This window comes from Neisseria sp. 27098_8_158 (genome assembly GCF_041433145.1).
Lineage (GTDB): Bacteria > Pseudomonadota > Gammaproteobacteria > Burkholderiales > Neisseriaceae > Neisseria > Neisseria subflava_E.
In genome coordinates this window covers 26,070-49,016 of record NZ_JAPWAZ010000004.1, presented here as the reverse complement: position 1 = coordinate 49,016, position 22,947 = coordinate 26,070, and the positions used below count along the sequence as shown (strand labels likewise).

The window sequence follows — 22,947 nt, the reverse complement described above, 5'->3', positions numbered from 1 at the left end:
TCATTTTCAGACGGCCTAAATCATTGAGAAACTAAAAACTATTGAAAAGGGAATATTGGGTTTTAAAACCCAATCGGTAAATTTTTTATTGTGAAATATTAATGATGAAAAAATCTTTCCTCACGCTTGTTCTGTATTCGTCTCTACTTACTGCTAGCGAAATCGCCTATCGTTTTGTATTCGGAATTGAAACCTTACCGGCTGCGAAAATGGCAGAAACGTTTGCGCTGACATTTGTGATTGCTGCGCTGTATCTGTTTGCGCGTTATAAGGTGACGCGTTTGCTGATTGCGGTGTTTTTTGCGCTCAGCATTATTGCCAACAATGTGCATTACGCGGTTTATCAAAGCTGGATGACGGGCATTAATTATTGGCTGATGCTGAAAGAGGTTACCGAAGTTGGCAGCGCGGGCGCGTCGATGTTGGATAAGTTGTGGCTGCCTGCGTTGTGGGGCGTGGCGGAAGTCGTGTTGTTTTGCAGCCTTGCCAAGTTCCGCCGTAAGACGCATTTTGCCGCCGATATTTTGTTTATTGCGGCGATGTTGCTGATTTTTGGACGTTCATTCAGTACAACACAGGAACACGGTATTTCGCCCAAACCGACATACAGCCGCATCAAAGCCAATTATTTCAGCTTTGGCTATTTTGTCGGGCGCGTATTGCCATATCAGTTGTTTGATTTAAGCAAGATTCCTGTGTTCAAACAGCCTGCGCCAAGCAAAATCGGGCAGGGCAGTATTCAAAATATCGTTCTCATCATGGGCGAAAGCGAAAGCGCGGCGCATTTGAAACTGTTTGGCTACGGACGCGAAACTTCGCCGTTTTTGACCCAGCTGTCGCAAGCTGACTTTAAGCCGATTGTGAAACAAAGCTATTCCGCCGCTTTGATGACGGCTGTGTCCCTGCCCAGCTTTTTCAATGCCATACCGCATGCCAACGGCTATGAACAAATCAGCAGCGGCGATACCAATATGTTCCGTCTCGCCAAAGAGCAGGGCTATGAAACGTATTTTTACAGCGCGCAGGCGGAAAACGAGATGGCAATTTTGAACTTAATCGGTAAGAAATGGATAGACCATCTGATTCAGCCGACGCAGCTTGGCTACGGCAACGGCGACAATATGCCTGATGAGAAGCTGCTGCCGCTGTTCGACAAAATCAATTTGCAGCAGGGAAAGCATTTTATTGTGTTGCACCAACGCGGTTCGCACGTCCCATACGGCGCATTGTTGCAGCCTCAAGATAAAGTTTTCGGCGAAGCCAATATTGTGGATAAGTACGACAACACCATCCACAAAACCGACCAAATGATCCAAACCGTATTCGAGCAGCTGCAAAAGCAGCCTGATGGCAACTGGCTGTTTGCCTATACCTCTGATCATGGTCAGTATGTGCGCCAAGATACCTACAATCAAGGCACGGTGCAGCCCGACAGCTATCTCGTGCCGCTGGTGTTGTACAGCCCGGATAAGGCCGTGCAACAGGCTGTCAACCAGGCTTTTGCGCCTTGCGAGATTGCCTTCCATCAGCAGCTTTCAACGTTCCTGATTCACACGCTGGGCTACGATATGCCGGTTTCAGGTTGTCGCGAAGGCTCGGTAACGGGCAATCTGATTACAGGCGATGCAGGCAGCTTGAACATTCGCGACGGCAAGGCGGAATATGTTTATCCGCAATAAGCGGCATAAAAACCAATAAAGACAAATTTAGATGATGTCGGGGAAGATGCCCGACCGACAAGACTATGCAAAATATGAAAAACCAAGTACGCGGATCAGGCATGGATGCCCGAACCAACCCAGCCAATGTTTCAGACGGCCTGCAAAATAGTTCGGGCCATATCGGCGCCAACACGCGCTACCGTCTGACCAAACTTGGCGAACAAATGGCACGCCTGCCCATCGACCCGAAAATTGCGCGCATTTTGCTGGCGGCGAAGAAACACGACTGCATGGCGGAAATATTGGTGATTGCGTCCGCGCTGTCGATTCAAGACCCGCGCGAGCGGCCGCTGGAGGCACGCGATGCCGCGGCTAAGGCGCATGAACGCTTTACCGACAAGCAATCCGACTTTCTTGCCTATCTGAATATTTGGGACAGCTTCCAGCGCGAGCGCGACAAAGGTTTGTCTAACAAGCAATTGGTGCAATGGTGCCGCCAATATTTCCTGTCGCACCTGCGTATGCGCGAGTGGCGCGAGCTGCATCACCAGCTTGCCCAAACCGCGATTGAAATGGGTTTGACCACCAAAGAAGCCGCGTTTAGACAAGCTCCTTCCCAAGAACAATTAAGGCCGTCTGAAAGCCAGGGCGACCAAGATTTGGCGGCAAAGCTCAAACAAAAACAACTGGACAAGAAACAACACCGCGCCCAAATCCGCGCCGCCAAAGAAGCGGGCTACGAACAAATCCACCGCGCCCTGCTGACCGGCCTTATCGCCAACGTTGGCATGAAATCGCCCGACGGCAACGACTATACCGGCGCGCGCGGCAGCCGTTTCCACCTTTTTCCTGCATCAGCCCTGTTCAAAGCCAAACCCAAATGGGTGATGGCGGCAGAATTGGTTGAAACCACGCGCCTTTACGCGCGAGACGTCGCCGTTATCCAGCCCGAATGGATCGAGCAGGAAGCGCCGCACCTCGTCCGCTATCATTATTTCGAGCCACACTGGGAACAAAAACGCGGCGAAGTCGTCGCCAGCGAACGCGTGACGCTTTACGGCCTGACCGTATTGCCGCGCCGCCCCGTGTCTTACGGCAAAGTTGCACCCGAAGAAGCGCGCGAAATCTTTATCCGCGGCGCATTGGTGGCGCAGGAAAGCAATCTTCAGACGGCTTTTTTTGCCCACAATAAAAAGCTGATTAAAGAAATTACCGAACTCGAACACAAATCTCGTAAGCAAGACGTATTGGTCGATGACGAAGCCCTGTTTGCGTTTTATAACGAACGCCTGCCCGAGCTGGTGTGGAAAGACGCGAAAGGCGGCGTTTGGGGAAGCGAAGAGGGCGGACAAACCCAGTCGGACAAGACAGCCGATCAAAACGGACAAGCAAACCAGCGCAACGCAGGGCGTGTGGCGCAAGCCACGCACGCGGATTCCAAAGATGCGTCCAACCGCGAGCGTGAACCGAGTTCACATACCCGACAAAATGTTTCAGACGACCCCAAACCCAAAAAGCAGCCAGCATTTCAAAAAGTCCGTCTGAAACCTTTACCCCTTGCCGATATCCGCACCTTTGAAGCCTGGCTCAAAACCGCCGAGCGCGACAATCCACGCCTGTTGTTCCTCAGCCGCGACGATTTGATGCAACACGCCGCCGCACACATTACAGAAGAGCAGTTCCCCAAATTCTGGCAAACCGCAGACGGCAAGTTCAAACTTTCCTACCGCTTCGAGCCGCACCATCCGCTTGACGGCGTGACCATGACCGTGCCGCTGACCGTCCTCAACCGCTTGCACGCGCCGTCGCTCGAATGGCTGGTGCCCGGTATGTTGCGCGAAAAAATCCAGCTGCTGATTAAAGCCCTGCCGAAGCAAATCCGCCGCATTTGCGTGCCCGTACCCGATTTCATCACCAAATTTCTCGAAAGCAATCCCGACCGTCAAGCGGCCATCATTCCCCAGTTGGCGCACTTTATCGCCAAAAGCGCCGGCGATATGCGGATTCTCGAGCAAATCGACCAAGACGCATGGGCGGCGCAAGAATTACCCGAACACTGCTATCTGAATCTGCGCATTATCGATGATGGCGGACAAGAGCTTGCCGGTGGCCGCAAACTGCATGAGTTGCAACAACAACTCGGCCAAGCCGCCGCCGTCACCTTCCGCGACAACACCCAAGAATTTGAGCGCGACAACGTGACCACATGGGACATCGGTACCCTGCCAGAATCCATCAAATTTGCACGCGGCAAACAACAGCTCACCGGCTACCTCGGCCTGCAAAAAGAAAAAGACGGCCGCATCGCCCTGCGCCTGTTTGACACCACAGAAGCCGCCGAACAGGCACACCGTCAAGGCGTAATCGAATTGATGAAGCTGCAATTAAAAGAGCAGGTAAAAGACCTGAACAAAGGCATCCAAGGCTTCACCCAAGCCGCCATGCTGCTCAAACACATCAACGCCGACACCCTGCACGACGACCTCACACAGGCCGTCTGCGACCGCGCCTTTATCGGCGAAGACGAGCTGCCGCGCAACGAAAAAGCCTTTAAAGAACAAATCAAACGCGCCCGCAGCCGCCTGCCCGCCGTCAAAGAAGCCCTCAGCCGCTATTTGCAGGAAACCGCCGCCGCCTATGCCGAACTGAACAGCAAACTCGGCAAACACCCATTGACCCACCTTCTAAGACTACGCCTGCAAACCCTGCTCGCCGCCGGCTTCGCCACCCGCACCCCGTGGACACAATGGCCGCGCCTCCCCATCTACCTCAAAGCCATGACCCTGCGCCTCGAAAAATACAGCAGCAACCCCGCCCGCGACGCAGCCCGCGAAGCCGATATACAGGAATTGGAACAAATGTGGCAGGAAAAAATCGACGGCCTGGTAAAACAAGGATTGCCCGTTTCAGACGACCTCGCCGCGTTTAGATGGATGATTGAAGAATTGAGAGTGTCGCTGTTTGCGCAGGAATTGAAGACACCGTATCCGGTGTCGGTGAAGAGGTTAATGAAGGAGTGGGAGAGTTTGAATAAAGGGTAAAAAGAAAGGTCGTCTGAAAGTTTCAGACGACCTCTTCTTAATCAGAAGTGATTTCCTGATAAAAGTGCTGTTTAATTTCATCTAATAGTTCAAAAATTTTTTTGAACTCTGAAAAATTAAAGTGTGTAGAGTGTTTAGCAACATATTTTGCAAAAACAGTTTTGGGATATATTCCTTTTTTGAATTTTATATTTTCATGATTTTGATCATCTATTTGAATTTTTCCAGCAGAAACATGAGATAACAGATTTTCAATACATACCATATCTGGGGTGTTTTTAAATGTTGGTATCGGTTTTTTAGGATTTCCTTCTAGTTTTAATGGCTTTAATAAAGCCAAATAAATATTTCCCCTGATATGAACCCATTGTTGTCCATCTTTCATCTTATAAGTAGAAGGAATATTTCCTTTTGATTTTCCATCTTTATCTTTGGTCTCCAATCCTTGGTCATAATCAAGTATAAATATAACTGGGTGTTTACTTTTAACTTCTAGATTTTCTAAATTGATATAATAATTTTTATAGGCATGCAAAAGAAAACTATTGATTAAAGAAGTTCCGCCACCTAAACCTATTTTTGTGAGTTCTGAATTGATTGACTGAATAATATAGTTTTCTTTGTATTCGTTTGGATTAAGAATTTTATTTGCTAATTTAAAATATATGGAATCTGTTACTCCTTCTGGAAAAATAATTGGCTTGTCATTACCAATAAAATATTTATAGAAGATTGCTTGCCTTAATAATCTGATACTTCGATTTGAGTTTTCTTTATTATCAAAATTTTCTGCGCATAAGAAAGAAAATTTCTTTCTTTCTTCTTCCCATTTTTGATTAGACATACCATGGTGCTGTTTCAGATATTTAACTGACGCGACATAATTAAGTCGTCCAATTAGCTGATTTATTGACCCTTCTTTATCACCAATTGAAAACTTCCCATTGGTAAATAAACTGTGCATCATTGCTCTATTATGCTTCTGGTAATATTCAGATATGTTAAGAATTTTATTAACAATAATACCTGTAACAGTTTGACGTTGCTTAGCAGAAAACAATCTAGTTTTCTTATCATTTATCTTAAATCCCGCATCTTCTATTACTTTTCTTAATTTATCCCCAGCTTCCCATATGAAATTTTCACCGTTCCATTTCACTAAATCTTCAGGAATTGGTTTGTTGGATGAAAATGTTAAATCATCAGCATATCTACTATAAGTTAATTTGTATTCTTTGGAAATTTTTACTAGCCTTATATCCAATAAGTTACCAATGAGAGAAGCTATTATCGGTGATAACGGCGAGCCTTGTGGCAAGAAAGTTTTATTATTTTTATCGCGAAAACATGCTAATTGAGCAATAGTTTTTGCTACTTTTTCACTTAATCTAAAATATTTATCTGATTTGAAAAAACTACTAATTCTTCCGTAATGAATGCTTCCAAAAAAATTAGATAAATCAATGTTTAATATATATTTTTTATTTCTGTGAATTTGTGCATTTGTTATAATAGATTTTTTTGTTTCAAAAGCATGATTACAGACTAAGTAGCTTGGATTTTCTTGTTGTATCTCTTGTATGCAAAAATTTAAAATAGTTGCAAACTTTTTCTGTAAGTCTTTTAACGGTTGAGGAGGAATAAGGATAGTTCTTTCTCCGCCTGATGCTTTGGGGATAATAAATGATGTATATTGTGAGAAATGATTAAGAGAATATATGGTATCCCAAAAGAGTTTGGTGGGAACTCCTAGTTCATTAGAAAAAATATTGACTAAATCGATGCCTGTTTTACATGATTTTAATTTTTTCAAGTGGTTAGACATGACTTTATAAGTTTCAAATGGTTATTGGATCGTTAAGAAGAGGCATAAATACTCTCATGCAGTCAAGAAAGATGAGGGTAATTAGCGACGAGTGCAGACTGCACGAGACGCGTTACCCTTGGCACATTGTTTTAAATTATCCCGAAGCAGGACAACAAATCTATTTATGCCTCAAACTGTTATTTTACAGAAATTCCTAAAAAACACAATTTAAGTTGTTAAAATCTCATTTGACAATGTTGTTATCTGTTGGATTGCTAACTGGCTATCTCTTTTCCCAAAGGTCGTCTGAAACCCATTTTCAGACGACCTTTTGCCACTTTGTAAAACAAATCTTCCCGCTACCATCTCCCCAAACGTTGCCCGAATCAGCAAGCTGTAGCCTACATCAAACCGCATGCGTGCCTTAAGGCACACACCCTACCTATGAATCACAAAGAATTTGAAATTTATGTGTAGGGTGTGTGCGGTACGCACGCACGCGGTCTTAAGAAATATTCTTTCCAACTAAACCAAAGGCCGTCTGAAAGTATTTCCCAACTTTCAGACGGCCTTTTTATATTCATATTTTTGTTTATTTTTCCAACCGTGCAATCAGTTCGTCGGCCAAGTCCAGATAAGCCTGGGTGCCTTTGGCGTGGGCATCGTAGGCGAGGGCGGGGAGGCCGTGGCTGGGGGCTTCGGCGAGGCGGATGTTGCGGGGGATGACGGTATCGAAGAGCAGGTTGCCGAAGTGTTGTTTGAGCTGTTCGCTGACTTCGACGACGAGGCGGCTGCGGCTGTCGTACATGGTGCGGACGATGCCGGTTACGTCTAGGTCAGGGTTGATGGCTTGGCGGATTTTGCGGACGGTGGCCACGAGGTCGGAAATGCCTTCGAGGGCGTAGTATTCGCAAAGCATGGGGACGATGACGCCGTTGGCGGCGACAAGGCCGTTGAGGGTGAGCAGGGTCAGGGACGGGGGGCAGTCGATGAGGACGTAGTCGTAGTCGTCGGCAACGAGCTGCAGGGCGTTTTTGAGGCGGATTTCGCGTGCGATTTCTTGGACGAGTTCGACTTCTGCGCCGGCCAGTGTGCGGTTGGCACCCAATACGTCGTAGCCGCCTTCTTTGCTGCGGACGACGGCGTTGGGGATGTCGGTTTCGCCGAGGACAACTTGGTAAACGCCGTTTTCGATGGTGGCTTTGTTGATGCCGCTGCCTGTGGTGGCGTTGCCTTGGGGGTCGAGGTCGACGACGAGGACGCGGCGGCCTTTGGAGGCCAGGGAGGCGGCTAGGTTGACGGTGGTGGTGGTTTTGCCGACTCCGCCTTTTTGGTTGGCGACGGCGAGGATTTGTGCGCTCATGTGCTTTGCTGTCGTGTTAAGTGTGGATGGCTGGATTGTACCGTTATTCGGTATGCTTGGGTTGTTTTCAGACGGCCTTTTTGCGGATGATGACAATATGGCGTTCGGCATTGAGTTGGGGGACGTGCAATGCTTCGACTTTTTCGACGGCGACGCTTTCGGGCAGTTTGTCGATTTCTTCTTGCGGATATACGCCTTTCATGGCCGCCCAGTAGCCGCCGTCTTTGAGGAGGTGCTCGGTCCAGTTGACGAAGTCGGCGAGTTCGGCAAAGGCGCGGCTGGTGATGACGTCGGCGCGGCAGTCGGCGGCGGCTTCTACGCGGCCGCTGATGACGCGGACGTTTTTAAGGCCGAGTTCGATGACGGCTTGTTGCAGAAAGGCGGTTTTTTTGGTGTTGGCATCAAGGAGGGTGATGTCGAGGTCGGGGCGGCAGATGGCGGTGGGTATGCCGGGCTGTCCGCCGCCGGAGCCGACGTCGAGCATGGTTTGTGCGTGTTCGATATAGGGTAGGAGGGTCAGGCTGTCGAGCAGGTGATGGCTGACGGTTTGGGCGGGATCGCGCAGGGCGGTCAGGTTGTAGGTTTTGTTCCACTTTTGCAGCAGGGCGGCATAGTCTAGCAGTTTGGCCTGTTTGGCTTCGTCGATGTCCAAACCCAGTGCCTGTATGCCGTCGCGGAGCTGTTGCGCCTGATTCATTTGTTATTCCTTATTGGTTAAAACGCGTTGGATGTAATGGTAACGGAAAGCATGCCGTCTGAAAATGTTTGCGCCTGTTGAATCAACGTTTCATCTTGTGAAAGACGATGGGCTGCTCCGGTGCGCGCGTGAGCTGTTTGGGCAGGGTCAGCATGGCGATGATCCATACGGAGAGTGTGTAGTAGAACACGCCTTGCCCGCGCATACCGGCCAATGCGGCATTGCCTAAGATGGCTTCAAAAATCAATCCTGCCGCCGCCGAGGCACACGCTGCGACACCGGCAAGGAAGATGGCGTAACGCGAATGCCGGCGCATCATTTTTTTATACGCCAGCTTGGTCAGTCCGCCGGCAATCGGCAGGTTGAGGAAGGCAAACATGCCGCAGACGAACCATGCAACGGAGTCCTGCCAACCGCTTTGCCATGCCCATGTGCCGTCTTTGACCGTTATCAGCAGGCCTTGGCCGTCTGAAAAGGCGATTTGCACGATATTGTGCAATATCATCGCCAGCGGCAGGGTGAGGAACATCAGTGCGACCAATAGGGGGCGGTAGGGTTTTTCTTGTGTCAGATACATGGCGGTTTGCCTTGTTGTGGGATAAGTCGAAATGATAGCAGATTGGCGGTTGATTCACGTTTGTTAGCGCTGAAATTGCTGACAAAAACGGTCAATTAAAAAAGAAATGAAAAATTCTTTTTTCTTAGCAAACGTTGGCGGATAAAGGTTAAGAAAACGTTTTCAGACGGCCTAATCTCTTATTTTTATATGAACCGAACAGAAAATCTTTGCATTTCTCCGTAAAATCTACTAAATTCTCAATAACATATTATAAAGACCTGAAATCTGGAACCCAAACCGAAACTGCCTCCCGCCATTTACGCTCGGAAACTCAGCAGGCAACAAAAGTTTCACACACAACAAAAATACAAAATAATTCCTATGAAATCAGTTGTTTATAATGATAGATAACCACAAGGCAAACCATGCCTGACTTTAGTAGGAGTAAAACCATGGCTGAAGCAACCGATGTCGTATTAGTAGGCGGCGGCATTATGAGCGCCACTTTGGGCGTATTGCTCAAAGAACTCGAACCATCTTGGGAAATCACCCTGATCGAACGCTTGGAAGATGTAGCGTTGGAATCATCAAATGCATGGAATAATGCCGGTACGGGACACTCTGCGCTGTGTGAATTGAACTATGCGCCCCTGACTGCCGACGGCACGATCGATCCGACCCGTGCCCTCAATATTGCCGAACAATTCCATATCAGCCGCCAATTTTGGGCGACTTTGGTCGAAGAAGGCAAACTGACCGACCGCACTTTCATCAATTCCGTTCCCCATATGTCGCTGGTGATGAACGCCGACCATTGCAGTTATCTGCAAAAACGTTTCGACGTGTTCAAAAACCAAAAACTCTTTGAAAAAATGGAGTTTTCTACCGACCGCGCCAAAATTGCCGAATGGGCGCCGCTGGTTGTCAACGGCCGTGATGAAAACCAATCCATTGCCGCCAACTACTCCGCCGAAGGCACAGACGTCGATTTCGGCAGCCTGACCCGCCAGATGGTCAAATACTTGAGCGACAAAGGCGTAAAAATCAAATTCAACCGTCATGTCGACGACCTCAACCGCGAATCGGACGGCGCATGGGTGCTGAAAACCAGCAGCACCAAAGACGATGACGACCCGTTGACACTCCGCACCCGTTTCGTCTTCCTCGGCGCAGGCGGCGGCGCACTGACCCTGCTGCAAAAATCCGGTATCCCCGAAGGCAAAGGCTACGGCGGCTTCCCTGTTTCCGGCCTCTTCTTCCGCAACAGCAATCCCGAAACGGCCGCGCAACACAACGCCAAAGTGTACGGCCAAGCCTCCGTCGGCGCGCCCCCTATGTCCGTTCCGCATTTGGATACCCGCAACGTGGACGGCCAACGCCATTTGATGTTCGGCCCGTATGCAGGCTTCCGTCCCAACTTCCTCAAACAAGGCTCGCTCATGGATTTGCCGATGTCTATCCACATGGACAACCTCTATCCTATGCTCCGCGCCGGTTGGGCTAATATGCCGCTGACCAAATACCTCTTGGGTGAATTGCGTAAAACCAAAGAAGAACGCTTCACTTCGCTCTTAGAGTATTATCCGGAAGCCAATCCTGACGATTGGGAACTGATTACCGCCGGTCAACGCGTACAAATCATTAAAAAAGACCCGAAAAAAGGCGGTGTACTCCAATTCGGTACCGAAATCGTCGCCCATGCCGACGGCTCGCTGGCCGCATTGCTGGGCGCGTCCCCAGGTGCATCAACCGCCGTACCTTTGATGATTAAGCTGATCAACCAATGCTTCCCAGGTCATGCCGAATCATGGTCAGGCCGTCTGAAAGAATTGGTGCCCGGCTACGGTATCAAGCTGAACGACAATCCGACTTTGGCGGACGAAATCATTAGCTACAACGCGACCGTTTTGGGCATTCATCACTAAATTGAAGCAGACACAAAGGCGGGCATTCTTGCCCGCCTTTTTTCAAACCATTAAAATAACGGCATTCAGGCCGTCTGAAATCTAATCTGCAACAGCATGTTGTACGATTCAAACCCGAAAATCAGCCCCAATAGAAAAACGCCATGACCGATATTCTCAACAAAATCCTTGCCACCAAAGCAGAAGAAGTAGCCGCCCAAAAAGCCGCCGTTTCCTTGGAAGACATCAAAGCCCAAGCGCAGGCTGCTGCGCCGGTTCGCAGCTTTATCGGCTCGATCCGTGAAAAACACGCGCAGAATCTGCCAGCCATTATTGCCGAAGTCAAAAAAGCCAGCCCGAGCAAAGGCCTGATCCGTCCTGATTTTCATCCTGCTGAAATCGCCGCTGCCTATGAAAAAGCCGGAGCGGCCTGCTTGTCCGTGTTGACGGACGAACCTTACTTCCAAGGCTCGCCCGAGTATTTGAAACAGGCGCGTGCGGCCGTGGCGCTGCCGGTCTTGCGTAAAGACTTTATCATCGACGAATACCAAATCTATCAGGCGCGCGCGTGGGGTGCGGATGCGGTTCTTCTGATTGCCGCCGCATTGGAAGCCGGGCAGCTTGAGCGTTTTGAAGCCGTTGCCCACGAATTGGGCATGACTGTATTGTTGGAGTTGCACGATGCGTCCGAGCTGGAAAAATGCCGCAACATGACCACGTCGTTGTGGGGCGTCAACAACCGCAACCTGCGTACGTTTGAAGTGACCCTGCAACAAACCCTCGACCTCTTGCCTGAATTGAACGGTAAAACCGTTGTAACCGAAAGCGGCATCCGCAACAAAGAAGATGTCGATTTCATGCGCGGCCACGGCGTGCATACTTTCCTGATCGGCGAAACCTTTATGCGTGCCGAAGATATCGAAGCCGAAGTCAAAAAACTGTTCTAAACCTAAAAAATATCAGGCCGTCTGAATTTTCAGACGGCCTGAATCCATTGGAGACGAGAAAAAATGTTTACCGTACAACGCATTTATGCTTATCAGCCGAATCCCGAACAGACCGCCGTCTTTATCGACCGCCTTTATCCGCGCGGCGTCCATAAAGAAGTTTTCGCTACGGCGATTTGGCTCAAAGACATTACGCCCAGTGCAAACCTGCGCCGCTGGTATCATGAAAATCCGGCTGAGAATTTTGACGGTTTTGTCAGCCGTTATCACGAAGAGCTGCAAGGCGATGCCGAGCAGGCCGCTATCAAGCGGCTGCTGGATTTGGAAAAACAGCACGGCAATATTTTATTGCTGACCGCCGTCAAAGACCCTCGACATTCCCACATCTCCGCACTGGCTCAATTTTTGGGCACAACGTTTGAATATCGCGATTAAAAAATCAGTGTTTGGGCTGAATACAAAAAGGCCGTCTGAAATTAAGGTTTCAGACGGCCTGCTATTTTCAAATCAAGAAGGATAACGGTGTGCCACCAATTTTCCGTCTATGTATTCGCCGATATAGACTTGCGAGGCTTCAAGGTGGAGGTGGTCGAGTTCCTGTTGCAGCCATTCTTCATCACGCTTAATGATTTCGAGGATGTCGGGGTCGACTTGGCCGTCTGTAATCAGCGGATAGCGCAGGCTTTCGTCGCCGTACTTAATGACGGCGAGCTGGCCGTTTTGTTCCATCACGGCACGTTTGACGGCAGAGATTTCGTAGATGCCGGCGGCGCGGAGTTTGAACATGAGGTCGTGTGCGCTGATGCCGTTTTTCATGCATTCATCGGTTTGGATTTTGCCGTTGACGATAACCCAGACGGATTTGCCGTCAATGATGGATTTGACCCAGCGGTTGTGGTTTTTGATGAATTTCAGGCTCAAGACCAACAGTGTCCACAAAATCAGCACGAGGAAAAATTGCAACAGGCCGACGCTGTCGCTGTAAATCACGCCGCCGATGATGCCGCCGAGTACATAGTTTTGCACTTGGTCCATGGCGGAGGTCGGCGCGAGGTTGCCTTTACCTAAGAGGTTGATTTGCAAAATCAAACCTAAAATACCCATCAGTAGTTTGAGGGCGAGCAGGGAGTATGCTTCCATGTGTGTATCCTGTTATTCTTTATCGATGAGTTCGATATTGTTGTTGACCAAATTGATGGGCGTCAGCGTGTAGGCGGAGAAGTCTTGATTGAAATGGACTTCGTAGTATTGGTTTTTGATGCCGATAATCATGCCGTTGAACAGGCGCGTGCTGTTGACGATGATGTCTTGTTTTTCAACTTTTTGGTTTTCAATCAAGGCATTGAGAAAACCCACCATGCGCGAAGTATCGGCGGCAAAGTTTTGACGCTCGCTGTATGAAAGATATTGCGTGCCGCAGATGAGGATGAGCAACAACAGCGCAATAATGCTCAGGTCGCGGTATTTGGTGTCCATACGGTGGCGCAGGTATTGCGATACGGCGAGCAGGAGGATGACGAGGGCGGCGAAAATCAGGACGTATTTCAAGTAGTCGTTGAAATACATATGGTTTTCAAGATAAAAGTGGGAAAAGAATTTCATGGTATTTGATAAATTTGGGAAGGGTAATAAGGCCGTCTGAAACTTAAATTTCAGACGGCCTCGTCTATTAAACAAGGATGTTGCGTCAAGGTTTCGGATAAAGCATACATGGTGCTTCCTGAAGTAGTATCAGTTGATAAATCCGTCATCCTTCATTTTCTTTTCGGAAAAATACTGGCTGATGACCAGCAAACTGGCCAGAATGATAATGAAAAGACCTGCCATGGTCAAGGGTGATTTTGAGAAACAAATCGGCATCGATGAAGGAAAACCAAAGTTGCAAAATCAAGAGCAACACCCAGCTGACGAACAATCCGAGACAGGCATAGACGCCGAGTTTAAACACGTTCTTTTTCCAAAATGACGACGTAGGCTTCACGCACGAAAAACAGCAGCATGCGGCGCTGGTCTTTTTCCATGGTAACGACCTTCCATCCTTGCGAAGCGTGGCTGTTGAGGAAATCGCTGAATTTGACCGGATTGATTTTGGCGCTGCCGAAAACCAAACTGGAAAGCAGGTTCTCTTGATAAATGACAGCTTTATATTCTTTCATTTTATTCCTTTAAAAAATAAGGGGGCTTTAAAGCCCCCTGATTCTACTCCTTATTATTCAATTGCGGTAATACGGAGCCTTCGCCCAATGCCAACAAACCGCTTTGCGAGTAGATACCCAGTTTGGCGCGGGTGTCGGTGATGTCGAGGTTGCGCATGGTCAGTTGGCCGATGCGGTCGAGCGGTGTGAACGCTGCGTCTTCGACTTTTTCCATGCTCAGGCGTTCGGGTTGGTAGGTCAGGTTAGGCGATTCGGTGTTCAGAATCGAGTAGTCGTTGCCGCGGCGCAGCTCGAGGGTGACTTCGCCGGTGATGGCTTTGGCAACCCAGCGTTGGGCGGTTTCGCGCAACATGAGGGCTTGGCTGTCAAACCAGCGGCCTTGGTAGAGCAGGCGGCCGAGGCGCAGGCCGTTGATGCGGTATTGTTCGATGGTGTCTTCGTTGTGGATGCCGGTAACCAAGCGTTCGTAGGCGATGTGGAACAATGCCATGCCCGGGGCTTCGTAGATGCCGCGCGATTTGGCTTCGATGATGCGGTTTTCGATTTGGTCGCTCATGCCCAAGCCGTGGCGGCCGCCAATGCGGTTGGCTTCGAGGAAGAGTTCGACAGGATCGGCGTATTCTTTGCCGTTCAATGCAACCGGCACGCCTTCTTCAAAGCGCACGCTGACTTCTTCGGGTTTGACTTCGACGTTTTCGTCCCAGAAGGCAACGCCCATGATGGGCTTAACGATTTTGATGCCGCTGTTGAGAAATTCCAAGTCTTTGGCTTCGTGGGTGGCACCCAGCATATTGGAGTCGGTGGAGTAGGCTTTTTCAACTGACATTTTGTAGTTGAAGCCGTTGGCAATCAGAAATTCGCTCATTTCGTGACGGCCGCCGAGTTCGTCGATAAATTGTTGGTCGAGCCAAGGTTTGTAGATTTTCAGCGCGGGATTGGTCAAGAGGCCGTAGCGGTAGAAACGCTCGATGTCGTTGCCTTTGTAGGTGCTGCCGTCGCCCCAGATATTCACATCGTCTTCTTTCATGGCGGAAACGAGCATGGTGCCGGTCACGGCGCGACCCAGAGGCGTGGTGTTGAAGTAGGCGATGCCGCCGGTGGAAACGTGGAACGCACCGCATTGGATGGCGGCAATGCCTTCGTGTGCCAGCTGCGCGCGGCAATCAATCAGGCGGGCATTTTCTGCGCCGTATTCCATTGCTTTTTTAGGAATGGCGTTGTAATCGTCTTCGTCGGGCTGGCCGAGGTTGGCAGTGTAGGCGTAAGGCAGTGCGCCTTTGAGTTTCATCCATAAAAGCGCGGCAGAGGTATCAAGACCACCGGAGAAGGCGATGCCGACTTTTTGACCGATGGGGAGATTTTGTAAAATGGTATGGTTTTGGCTCATTGGGATTCCTCCAGACTTGAAAAGTTGAAACCATTATCTTATAAATGGAATACATTGTCAGCAATTAGGCCGTCTGAATGTTCGGAGGGCCGTATTAAAGAAACCTCATCATGAACGCTTTTAACCTTATTATCATCGGCGATGAAATCCTGCACGGCAGCCGTCAAGACAAGCATTTCTCCTTTTTTAAATCTTTATTGGAATCGCACGGGCTGAAGCTCAATCAGGTGCAATATCTGCCTGACGAACCCGATTTGCTGGTCAAACAGCTGCGCCGCAGCTTTTCAGACGGCCTGCCGACTTTCGTTACCGGCGGTATCGGTTCTACGCCTGACGACCACACGCGCCAAGCCGCAGCGGCTGCTTTGGATTTACCTGTCGTCCTCCATCCTGAAGCTGCCAAGTTTATCGAAGGCGTGACCCAGAAACGCGGCGAACCGCTCGATTCGCCGGAACACGCCCAACGCCTGAAGATGGCGGATTTTCCCGAAGGCGCGGAATTGGTGCCCAATCCGTTTAACAACATCGCCGGATTTTCCATCCGCGAGCATTATTTCTTCCCCGGTTTCCCGGTGATGGCGCACCCGATGGCCGAATGGGTATTGGAAACTTATTACGCCAACCGCTTCAACCAAACCGAACGCGGCAGCCGCAGCGTGTATGTGTTCGACCAACCCGAATCGCGCATTACGCCGATTATGGAACATCTTGAGCGTACCTACGCCGGTATCCGTTCGTACAGCCTGCCCACTGTGGGCCGTACCGATTCAGACGGCCGTTATATTCCGCCGCATATCGAGTTCGGCATTAAGGCGGAAGGCGAGGCCTGCCGCTTGCTGGATGCGGCGTGGGAAGATGCGTTGCAGGGTTTGCAGGCAATTGGCGCGACTTTGAAAGAAACGGTGGAATAATGCACTTGTCTCCGGCCCAAGCCAAACGCGCACTGACTTTCGCTTCTTTGCTGTTTTTACCGCCGACCCTCGTTATTGGCATTTGGCTGGCGCAATATGGCGGCTTCGCTTTCGAACCGCCGCTGATGCACGCCGTCCATGCCCACGTGGGCACATGGTTTGACCCGATTGCCACCGTGTTGCACTATTTGGGTAAAACCGCGATTGCTGTGCCGCTAATCGGCGCGGTTGCCGCTGCCCTGTATTTTGCCGATAAGAAGCGCGAAGCGCTGTTTTGCGTGTTGGCGGCATTGGTGCCGACTTTGAATATGCTGATTGTGAAGGTATGGTTTGCCCGCGAACGTCCGCTGCTTTGGCCGCGCCTGGTTGAAGAGAGCAATTTTTCCTTCCCCAGCGGTCACAGTACGTTTTCCGCCGCCATTGCCGTCATGCTGATATTGCTTTGCCGCCGCACGCGCTACCGCCGCGCCGCTTGGGTGGTCGGTATTGCCTTTGCCCTGTTGACCGGGTTTTCACGCGTTTATTTGGGCGTGCATTATCCCACCGATGTTTGGGCAGGCTGGACAAACGGCACGCTGACTGCCTTGCTGGTGTATATACTCATCTTCAGGCCGTCTGAAAAATAGAAGAAATAAATCATGAATACACGTTCACCCAACACGCCTTATTGGCTCAGAAACGGCCATGCCGACACTCTGTTTGCCAAATTGCTGCAAGGCAAGGCGCCCGACTACCGCCGCGAGCTTCTGCCCGACAGTACCGGCAAAACCCAAGTTGCCTACGATTTTGTTGACAGTACCGACCCCGATGCGCCGCTGGTGGTTTTGTTCCACGGACTGGAAGGCAGCAGCGAGAGCCATTACGCAGTCGAGTTGATGAAAGCCGTACAGCAGCGCGGTTGGAACGGCGTGGTTGCCCATTTCCGCAGTTGCGGCGGCATAGAAAACACCGCGCCTGTGTTCTACCACCTCGGCGATACGCCCGAAATCGCCTTTATGCTCAACACACTGGCACAACGCTACTCAACCATCTACGCCGTCGGCGTCTCTTTGGGTGGCAATGCCCTGGCCAAATATTTGGGCGAGCAGGGCAGCAATGCCGTTCCGCGTGCTTCTGCCGTCGTTTCCGCGCCGGTTGATGCCGTAGCGGCCGGTACGCGTTTCGATCAAGGCATGACGCGACTGATTTACACGCGCTATTTTTTAAATTCGCTGTTGCCGAAAGCCCGAGCGATTCCCCGGTTTCAGACGGCTTTAAGCCAGCAAAACTGCAAAACGCTTGGCGATTTTGACGACCGCTTTACCGCGCCGCTACACGGTTTTGCCGACCGTCATGATTACTACCGCCGAAACTCCTGTAAACCGTTTCTGAAAGGCGTGGATACGCCGTTGCTGCTGCTTAATGCCGTCAATGACCCTTTCCTGCCGCCGGAAGCCCTGCCGACCGAGCGGGACGTGTCCTCGGCCGTTACGCTGCTGCAACCGGCATACGGCGGTCATGTCGGCTTCGTCAGCCGCGATCAAGGTCGTCTGAATCTGCAATGGCTGCCGCAAACGGTGTTGGACTATTTCAAACAGTATCAGCCGTAAATGAAAAAGGGCATGTATGCGACATGCCCTTAGTGTGTAGAAAGTAAAAAGGCCGTCTGAAAACGAATTTCAGACGGCCTTTTGAATGGCTTGATTATTTGCCTTTGTTGTCGGCTTTAGCTTCTTTTTTCAGAGAAGCGTACAACTCAGGGTCGCGGTTTTTCAGCAAGGACGCAACGGCCAAGTCGTCACGGTTGACTTTAGCCAAATCTACGCGCTCGATGTGTACCAAACGCAGCAATTCGCGTACAGGTTTAGGCATATTGCGGCCGGATTCGTAACGGGAACCACCGGATTGAGTCACACCAATGCGGCTCCAGAAGTCCATTTGGTTCAGGCCGAGTTTTTTACGGATATCGCGGATGTTTTCAATTTTTTCGAACGATTTCATGAATCTTCCTTATTGTGGTATTTGTTGCATGCCTCTAGGCATAAAAATGGGTCTGCAAGAATGCCGGCATCCCTTTCCTGTAGGCTTTTGGGGTGATATGTGGGCGTATTGCAAATGACTGATCTAGATAATTAGACAGTATATTCGAAAGAAGTTTTCCGCTGTTTGCCATAATTTGTGTAAATATTTCTTAATTCATTATTTCGGTAAATTTTCATTATATAAATCATCAAATTATGCTTTTATCTTAAATATGGCGTAAGCAAATTTTTACATAATTAAACAATTCAATTTGGGTAAAAACTTAATTTCGAGTTTTTGTTCGGTTTTCTAGGTTGAGAATACGAATAAATTTCAGGCCGTCTGAATCTGTATTTTCAGACGGCCTGAAGGTTTTTTCAAGGTTAAGGCTTACCGCTGGCAGGGCTGATAGTAAGGATTTCGTAGCCGGTTTCGGTAACCAAAACCTCGTGTTCCCACTGGGCGGAGAGGGAGCGGTCTTTGGTGACCACTGTCCAACCGTCGTTCAGGATGCGCAGATGGCGTTTGCCTTGGTTGATCATCGGCTCGATGGTGAAAATCATGCCTGGTTTGAGGACGAGGCCCTCGCCTTTGCGGCCGTAGTGGACTACTTGCGGCGCTTCGTGGAAGCCGCGGCCGATGCCGTGTCCGCAGAATTCCTGTACTACGGAGTAGCCGGCATTTTCGGCAACCTGTTGGCAGGCATAACCGACGTCGCCGAGAGTGGCGCCGGGTTTGACCGCTTCGATACCCGCCATCATGGAGGCGTGGGTCACGTCGATCAGGCGTTGGGCAATCGGGGAGACTTTGCCGACGGTAAACATCCGGCTGGAGTCGCCGTGGAAGCCGTCTTTTTTAATGGTCAGGTCGATGTTGACGATGTCGCCTTCTTTCAGCGGCTTGTCATCGGGAATGCCGTGGCAGATGACGTGGTTGACGGAGGTGCAGCAGGATTTCGGGTAGGGCGGGTTGCCGTAGTTGAGGGGGGCCGGATAACCGCCTTGAACGTTGACGTGGTAGTCGTAAACGAGTTTGTCGATTTCGTTGGTGGTTACGCCGGGTTTGACGAATTGGCCGATGTAATCGAGGGCTTCGGCGACCAAGCGGCCGAGTTCGCGCATTTTTTCGATTTCTTCGGGGGTTTTGATGATGACTTTGTCCATGAGGTTTCCTTCTTGTTTCAGACAGTATGGAGGCCGTCTGAACGGGACGGGTGTGCCGTCTGTTTAAAACAGGTTGTCGAGATTGTCTTTATTGCGCGGTTTGGCTTGTGGTTTGGCCTCGGGCTCGGCTTTGGGAGTCGGTTTGGACTCGGGGGCTTTGGCTTTTTCCGGTTTGTTTTCTACCGCTTGTGCGGCAGGTTTGCTGTCTGCGGCTTTGTTTGCTACCGGCTGGCTGTCTGCTTGAGGTTTGTTTGGAGCGGCAGGGCTGCTGTTGTCGGATTGTGTGTTTTCTGATTTGTCGGCTTCAGCGCGTTTGTTTTCTGTGCGTTTGCTGCGGTGTGTAGTGGGGCGGTCATTTTTTACACCTTCTTCCGCTTTTTCGCTTTTTTCGTTTTGTGGGACGACAGGATTGCCGGAGGCGGTTTTTGTGTCGCCGTCTTTGGTAGGCTGAACGGTTTCAGGTTCGACAGTGCCGTTGGGACGCCAAACTTCAATGCGTGTGTCGGTTTGTTCGGCAGGGCTTTTTTCGGGTACGTCGGTTTTGCCGGAGTTTAGGGTGCTGAATACGCCGGCAACAAGGGCTGCGACGGCAATAAAGCTGACAAGGAATAAAGCGCGGATTAGGTGTTTGGGCTTAAGTTGGAAAGGGGTTTTATTATTCTTTGACATGATGTGGCAGGTAATCGTTGGAGGAATGGCCGTCTGAATGTTCAGACGGCCCCGGGTTGCCTGTGAATCAGTTGGCAACGTAGTTTTGATAGAGGGTCACGACTTTTTGTACACCGACGGTCGTGCTGACTTTTTGGGTCACGCGGGCTTGTTCGTCAGGCGTGAGGATGCCCATTACATAGGTCACGTTGCCGTAAGTCACGATTTTGACGCGTGCTTGGGTGGCCGGGCTGAGGCCCAACAGGGCGGCGCGGACTTTGGATGTGCCCCAGGTGTCGTTGGTCACGTCGCCAAGCGAACGCGCTTGCGAGGCGACGGTAATGTAGTTGTACACGCCTTCTGCGGCTTGTTCGGAACGGGCGATGCGTTCAATAAATTGTTTTTCGCCTTCGGTGGCCACTTGGCCGAGCAGGAGCAGGTGGCGGTTGTAGCCGACAACGTTCAGTTTGGGCTTGTAGCCTTCGACTTGGTTGTTTTGGCGCAGGTAGGAGCGTGCGGTGGTTTCGACGCGCAGGGCCATAACGTTGTCGTCGGTTTGCGCGCCTGTGGTGCGGCGGTCGACGGCGGATTTGGTGCCGACGGCTGCACCGCCGATCAGTGCGCCGACGCAGCCGCTCAGACTCAGGCTCAAAAGGGTCGCAGTCAGAACGGGGAGGGCGTAGCGTTTGATATTCTTCATATCCTTTTCCTTGGGTATGGACGGTTGGGTGTTCAGACGGCCTTTAAGGGATGGGCCGTCTGAAAAGAAAGGGTTACATGCCTTCAAGCAGGACGGAGTCGATGCAGTCGCACATGGCGTGAATCAGCAGAATATGGTTTTCCTGAATGCGGGCAGTACGCGGATAAGGGACGTTGAGCAAAACGTCGGTATCTTTGAGCATGGCGGCGATTTTGCCGCCGTCGCGGCCGGTCATGGCAATGACGTGCATATCGCGTTCGTGTGCCGCTTTGATGGCTTCGATGACGTTGGCGGAATTGCCGGAGGTGGAGATGCCGACCAATACGTCGCCGGCACGTCCGAGCGCGCGCACTTGTTTGCTGAATACATGGTCGAAACCGTAGTCGTTGCCGATGGCGGTCAGGGCGGAAGTGTCCGTTGTCAGCGCGACAGCAGCCAATTCCATGCGTTCTTTTTCAAAACGGCCGGTCATTTCTGCGGCAAAGTGTTGCGCGTCGGCAGCCGAACCGCCGTTGCCGCAAGCCAGGATTTTGCCGTCGTTCATCAGGCATTGCAGCATCAGCTCGGCGGCCTGTGCGGTCGGCTCGACCAGTACTTTTTCGGCTTCTTGCTTGGAGCGGATGCTCTCGGCAAAATGTGCGGAAACGCGTTCTTGTAATGTTGTCATGAGGTTAACCTGTAATATTTTGAATCCATTCGGGCGGGCCGTCGCCCTCAATCAATACCGCGTCCAGGCGGCAGGGCGCATGGTTTAACCCGTGCTTTTGCAGATAATACTCTACACTTCGTTGCAATTTCAATAATTTGGACGGCGGGATGCTGTATGCGGCACCACCGAAACCTCGGTTTTTGCGGTATTTTACTTCAACAAACACAATCGTACCGCCGTTTTTGACGATTAAATCGATTTCGCCGTAGGCGCAATGCCAGTTTCGCGCCAGCAGCGAGCAGCCTTTGCCCAGCAGGAATGCCAGTGCCGCATCTTCGGCCGCCGCCCCCTGTTTGTGGTTTAAGCGCATGAAAAGTTTACCCGTTATATAATCATTGTTTTTAAAGAGACGCCGTTTCAGACGGCCTTGAATCTATGTACACAAAACACCTGCAAAAAGCCGTCGACAGCATCGAAAAACAGACATTATACGTTGTCGCCACACCCATCGGCAATTTAGCCGACATAACGCTGCGCGCGCTGGCCGTTCTGCAAAAGGCCGACATTATCTGCGCCGAGGACACCCGTGTTACCGCCCAGCTTTTGAGTGCGTACGGCATTCAGGGCAAACTCGTGAGCGTGCGCGAACACAACGAGCAGCAAATGGCCGATAAAATCATCGCCCATCTTTCAGACGGCCTGAGCGTCGCCCAAGTTTCGGATGCGGGTACGCCTGCGGTTTGCGATCCCGGTGCAAAACTTGCCGCCCGCGTGCGCGAAGCCGGATTTAAAGTGGTGCCTGTGGTCGGCGCAAGCGCGGTCATGGGGGCATTGAGCGTGGCCGGGGTGACGGAATCCGATTTTTACTTCAACGGTTTCCTGCCGCCTAAGGCCGGCGAACGCCAAAAGCTGTTGGCCAAATGGGCGGAAGCCGATTTTCCGATTGTGATGTTTGAAACGCCGCACCGCATCGAAGCAAGCCTTGCGGATATGGCCGCGCAGTTCCCCGAACGCCGGTTGACTCTGGCGCGCGAAATCACCAAAACGTTTGAAACCTTCCTCAGCGGCACGGTTGCCGAAATCCAAGCCGCCCTCAAAAACGACAGCAACCAAACGCGCGGCGAGATGGTGCTGGTGTTGCACCCTTCGGTGAAAGAGAAACACAGCGATTTGCCCGAGGCGGCGCAAAATACCATGAAAATCCTTGCGGCCGAGTTGCCGACCAAACAAGCTGCCGAGCTTGCCGCCAAGATTACCGGCGAGAATAAAAAGGCGCTGTATGATTTAGCGTTGGAGTGGAAACGGATTTCAGACGACGCTTGAGGTCTTGCAGGCTTATTTTTCTCAACCTGT

Annotated in this window: 23 protein-coding genes and 1 pseudogene; 9 read left to right on the top strand and 15 right to left on the bottom strand. The window is 50.7% G+C overall.

What is annotated here, in order from left to right:
- Window positions 1-101 precede the first annotated feature (101 nt).
- A complete protein-coding gene (gene lpt3, locus O3681_RS10255; RefSeq protein WP_371459901.1) occupies window positions 102-1,679 on the top strand; it encodes a lipooligosaccharide phosphoethanolamine transferase in 1,578 nt (525 codons plus the stop codon).
- A gap of 65 nt (window positions 1,680-1,744) precedes the next feature.
- The gene (locus O3681_RS10250; protein ID WP_371459900.1) at window positions 1,745-4,702 is read left to right on the top strand and encodes a DUF3418 domain-containing protein; all 2,958 of its coding nucleotides are present in this window, start codon (window positions 1,745-1,747) and stop codon (window positions 4,700-4,702) included.
- A gap of 37 nt (window positions 4,703-4,739) precedes the next feature.
- On the opposite strand, the gene O3681_RS10245 is transcribed toward O3681_RS10250, so the two are convergent.
- From O3681_RS10245 to O3681_RS10230, 4 genes are all read right to left on the bottom strand, one after another.
- Window positions 4,740-6,527 (bottom strand): retron Ec67 family RNA-directed DNA polymerase/endonuclease, encoded by a 1,788-nt coding sequence (locus O3681_RS10245; RefSeq protein WP_371459899.1) that lies wholly within the window; start codon window positions 6,525-6,527, stop codon window positions 4,740-4,742.
- A 574-nt stretch (window positions 6,528-7,101) separates the two neighbouring features.
- Window positions 7,102-7,872: a ParA family protein gene (locus tag O3681_RS10240; RefSeq protein WP_049336841.1), complete on the bottom strand. Its 771-nt coding sequence runs from the start codon at window positions 7,870-7,872 to the stop codon at window positions 7,102-7,104.
- 67 nt (window positions 7,873-7,939) lie between these two features.
- Complete coding sequence (gene rsmG / locus O3681_RS10235) at window positions 7,940-8,569, bottom strand: 16S rRNA (guanine(527)-N(7))-methyltransferase RsmG (protein WP_036493627.1); 630 nt, start codon at window positions 8,567-8,569, stop codon at window positions 7,940-7,942.
- A gap of 82 nt (window positions 8,570-8,651) precedes the next feature.
- A complete protein-coding gene (locus O3681_RS10230) occupies window positions 8,652-9,146 on the bottom strand; it encodes a hypothetical protein (protein WP_070588206.1) in 495 nt (164 codons plus the stop codon).
- Between the two features lie 434 nt (window positions 9,147-9,580).
- Here O3681_RS10230 and O3681_RS10225 point away from each other — a divergent pair, with 434 nt between their 5' ends.
- From O3681_RS10225 to O3681_RS10215, 3 genes are all read left to right on the top strand, one after another.
- Window positions 9,581-11,053, top strand: coding sequence for a malate:quinone oxidoreductase (locus O3681_RS10225; protein WP_070588207.1), 1,473 nt, complete (start codon window positions 9,581-9,583; stop codon window positions 11,051-11,053).
- A 143-nt stretch (window positions 11,054-11,196) separates the two neighbouring features.
- A complete protein-coding gene (gene trpC / locus O3681_RS10220) occupies window positions 11,197-11,979 on the top strand; it encodes an indole-3-glycerol phosphate synthase TrpC (RefSeq protein WP_314513855.1) in 783 nt (260 codons plus the stop codon).
- 63 nt (window positions 11,980-12,042) lie between these two features.
- Window positions 12,043-12,414, top strand: a complete 372-nt coding sequence (locus O3681_RS10215; protein WP_314513853.1) for a DUF488 family protein — start codon at window positions 12,043-12,045, stop codon at window positions 12,412-12,414.
- Between the two features lie 72 nt (window positions 12,415-12,486).
- Here the strand turns inward: O3681_RS10215 and O3681_RS10210 are convergent, their stop codons facing one another.
- The 5 genes and pseudogenes from O3681_RS10210 to argG all read right to left on the bottom strand — a co-directional run bounded on the left by O3681_RS10210 (window position 12,487) and on the right by argG (window position 15,522).
- Window positions 12,487-13,119 (bottom strand): DUF421 domain-containing protein, encoded by a 633-nt coding sequence (locus O3681_RS10210; RefSeq protein WP_107724200.1) that lies wholly within the window; start codon window positions 13,117-13,119, stop codon window positions 12,487-12,489.
- 12 nt (window positions 13,120-13,131) lie between these two features.
- Complete coding sequence (locus O3681_RS10205; RefSeq protein ID WP_049330865.1) at window positions 13,132-13,581, bottom strand: DUF3290 domain-containing protein; 450 nt, start codon at window positions 13,579-13,581, stop codon at window positions 13,132-13,134.
- Between the two features lie 129 nt (window positions 13,582-13,710).
- Window positions 13,711-13,927: pseudogene (locus O3681_RS10200) on the bottom strand (hypothetical protein).
- Window positions 13,920-14,135: a DUF4177 domain-containing protein gene (locus O3681_RS10195; RefSeq protein ID WP_003749376.1), complete on the bottom strand. Its 216-nt coding sequence runs from the start codon at window positions 14,133-14,135 to the stop codon at window positions 13,920-13,922. Before O3681_RS10195 ends, O3681_RS10200 begins: the two are co-directional and overlap by 8 nt.
- 43 nt (window positions 14,136-14,178) lie before the next feature.
- Window positions 14,179-15,522: an argininosuccinate synthase gene (argG, locus tag O3681_RS10190; protein WP_049322465.1), complete on the bottom strand. Its 1,344-nt coding sequence runs from the start codon at window positions 15,520-15,522 to the stop codon at window positions 14,179-14,181.
- A gap of 110 nt (window positions 15,523-15,632) precedes the next feature.
- Here argG and O3681_RS10185 point away from each other — a divergent pair, with 110 nt between their 5' ends.
- Genes O3681_RS10185 through O3681_RS10175 form a run of 3 tightly spaced genes read left to right on the top strand, consistent with a single transcriptional unit; the run spans window position 15,633 to window position 18,022 of the window.
- A complete protein-coding gene (locus O3681_RS10185; protein WP_371459898.1) occupies window positions 15,633-16,433 on the top strand; it encodes a competence/damage-inducible protein A in 801 nt (266 codons plus the stop codon).
- Window positions 16,433-17,059 (top strand): phosphatase PAP2 family protein, encoded by a 627-nt coding sequence (locus tag O3681_RS10180; protein ID WP_371459897.1) that lies wholly within the window; start codon window positions 16,433-16,435, stop codon window positions 17,057-17,059. Before O3681_RS10185 ends, O3681_RS10180 begins: the two co-directional genes overlap by 1 nt.
- A gap of 12 nt (window positions 17,060-17,071) precedes the next feature.
- Window positions 17,072-18,022 carry a YheT family hydrolase gene (locus O3681_RS10175; protein WP_371459896.1) on the top strand — a complete coding sequence of 317 codons (951 nt, stop codon included), beginning with the start codon at window positions 17,072-17,074 and terminating at the stop codon, window positions 18,020-18,022.
- A gap of 94 nt (window positions 18,023-18,116) precedes the next feature.
- Here O3681_RS10175 and O3681_RS10170 read toward each other — a convergent pair whose 3' ends face one another.
- From O3681_RS10170 to O3681_RS10145, 6 genes are all read right to left on the bottom strand, one after another.
- Window positions 18,117-18,413 (bottom strand): DNA-binding transcriptional regulator, encoded by a 297-nt coding sequence (locus O3681_RS10170; protein WP_003680641.1) that lies wholly within the window; start codon window positions 18,411-18,413, stop codon window positions 18,117-18,119.
- 404 nt (window positions 18,414-18,817) lie between these two features.
- Window positions 18,818-19,597, bottom strand: coding sequence for a type I methionyl aminopeptidase (gene map, locus O3681_RS10165; RefSeq protein ID WP_004520245.1), 780 nt, complete (start codon window positions 19,595-19,597; stop codon window positions 18,818-18,820).
- Between the two features lie 63 nt (window positions 19,598-19,660).
- Window positions 19,661-20,266 carry a hypothetical protein gene (locus O3681_RS10160; protein WP_371459895.1) on the bottom strand — a complete coding sequence of 202 codons (606 nt, stop codon included), beginning with the start codon at window positions 20,264-20,266 and terminating at the stop codon, window positions 19,661-19,663.
- 67 nt (window positions 20,267-20,333) lie between these two features.
- The gene (locus O3681_RS10155; protein WP_107849022.1) at window positions 20,334-20,945 is read right to left on the bottom strand and encodes a BON domain-containing protein; all 612 of its coding nucleotides are present in this window, start codon (window positions 20,943-20,945) and stop codon (window positions 20,334-20,336) included.
- A 73-nt stretch (window positions 20,946-21,018) separates the two neighbouring features.
- Window positions 21,019-21,612, bottom strand: a complete 594-nt coding sequence (locus O3681_RS10150; RefSeq protein WP_107724192.1) for a phosphoheptose isomerase — start codon at window positions 21,610-21,612, stop codon at window positions 21,019-21,021.
- 4 nt (window positions 21,613-21,616) lie between these two features.
- Window positions 21,617-21,964: a YraN family protein gene (locus O3681_RS10145; protein ID WP_371459894.1), complete on the bottom strand. Its 348-nt coding sequence runs from the start codon at window positions 21,962-21,964 to the stop codon at window positions 21,617-21,619.
- 65 nt (window positions 21,965-22,029) lie between these two features.
- Here O3681_RS10145 and rsmI point away from each other — a divergent pair, with 65 nt between their 5' ends.
- Entirely contained in the window at window positions 22,030-22,917 is an 888-nt protein-coding gene (gene rsmI / locus O3681_RS10140; RefSeq protein WP_049343746.1) for a 16S rRNA (cytidine(1402)-2'-O)-methyltransferase, read from the top strand.
- Window positions 22,918-22,947 lie beyond the last annotated feature (30 nt).

What these genes read in the sequence shown, in the direction of transcription:
- O3681_RS10145 (WP_371459894.1), bottom strand. Translation starts at nt 21,964, where the DNA reads ATGCGCTTAAACCACAAACAGGGGGCGGCGGCCGAAGATGCGGCACTG.
- rsmI (WP_049343746.1), top strand. Translation starts at nt 22,030, where the DNA reads ATGTACACAAAACACCTGCAAAAAGCCGTCGACAGCATCGAAAAACAG.
- map (WP_004520245.1), bottom strand. Translation starts at nt 19,597, where the DNA reads ATGGACAAAGTCATCATCAAAACCCCCGAAGAAATCGAAAAAATGCGC.
- O3681_RS10170 (WP_003680641.1), bottom strand. Translation starts at nt 18,413, where the DNA reads ATGAAATCGTTCGAAAAAATTGAAAACATCCGCGATATCCGTAAAAAA.
- O3681_RS10205 (WP_049330865.1), bottom strand. Translation starts at nt 13,581, where the DNA reads ATGAAATTCTTTTCCCACTTTTATCTTGAAAACCATATGTATTTCAAC.
- O3681_RS10175 (WP_371459896.1), top strand. Translation starts at nt 17,072, where the DNA reads ATGAATACACGTTCACCCAACACGCCTTATTGGCTCAGAAACGGCCAT.
- O3681_RS10225 (WP_070588207.1), top strand. Translation starts at nt 9,581, where the DNA reads ATGGCTGAAGCAACCGATGTCGTATTAGTAGGCGGCGGCATTATGAGC.
- O3681_RS10155 (WP_107849022.1), bottom strand. Translation starts at nt 20,945, where the DNA reads ATGAAGAATATCAAACGCTACGCCCTCCCCGTTCTGACTGCGACCCTT.
- O3681_RS10160 (WP_371459895.1), bottom strand. Translation starts at nt 20,266, where the DNA reads ATGTCAAAGAATAATAAAACCCCTTTCCAACTTAAGCCCAAACACCTA.
- O3681_RS10150 (WP_107724192.1), bottom strand. Translation starts at nt 21,612, where the DNA reads ATGACAACATTACAAGAACGCGTTTCCGCACATTTTGCCGAGAGCATC.
- argG (WP_049322465.1), bottom strand. Translation starts at nt 15,522, where the DNA reads ATGAGCCAAAACCATACCATTTTACAAAATCTCCCCATCGGTCAAAAA.
- rsmG (WP_036493627.1), bottom strand. Translation starts at nt 8,569, where the DNA reads ATGAATCAGGCGCAACAGCTCCGCGACGGCATACAGGCACTGGGTTTG.
- O3681_RS10240 (WP_049336841.1), bottom strand. Translation starts at nt 7,872, where the DNA reads ATGAGCGCACAAATCCTCGCCGTCGCCAACCAAAAAGGCGGAGTCGGC.
- O3681_RS10230 (WP_070588206.1), bottom strand. Translation starts at nt 9,146, where the DNA reads ATGTATCTGACACAAGAAAAACCCTACCGCCCCCTATTGGTCGCACTG.
- O3681_RS10195 (WP_003749376.1), bottom strand. Translation starts at nt 14,135, where the DNA reads ATGAAAGAATATAAAGCTGTCATTTATCAAGAGAACCTGCTTTCCAGT.
- O3681_RS10245 (WP_371459899.1), bottom strand. Translation starts at nt 6,527, where the DNA reads ATGTCTAACCACTTGAAAAAATTAAAATCATGTAAAACAGGCATCGAT.
- O3681_RS10180 (WP_371459897.1), top strand. Translation starts at nt 16,433, where the DNA reads ATGCACTTGTCTCCGGCCCAAGCCAAACGCGCACTGACTTTCGCTTCT.
- lpt3 (WP_371459901.1), top strand. Translation starts at nt 102, where the DNA reads ATGATGAAAAAATCTTTCCTCACGCTTGTTCTGTATTCGTCTCTACTT.
- O3681_RS10210 (WP_107724200.1), bottom strand. Translation starts at nt 13,119, where the DNA reads ATGGAAGCATACTCCCTGCTCGCCCTCAAACTACTGATGGGTATTTTA.
- O3681_RS10250 (WP_371459900.1), top strand. Translation starts at nt 1,745, where the DNA reads ATGCAAAATATGAAAAACCAAGTACGCGGATCAGGCATGGATGCCCGA.
- O3681_RS10185 (WP_371459898.1), top strand. Translation starts at nt 15,633, where the DNA reads ATGAACGCTTTTAACCTTATTATCATCGGCGATGAAATCCTGCACGGC.
- O3681_RS10215 (WP_314513853.1), top strand. Translation starts at nt 12,043, where the DNA reads ATGTTTACCGTACAACGCATTTATGCTTATCAGCCGAATCCCGAACAG.
- trpC (WP_314513855.1), top strand. Translation starts at nt 11,197, where the DNA reads ATGACCGATATTCTCAACAAAATCCTTGCCACCAAAGCAGAAGAAGTA.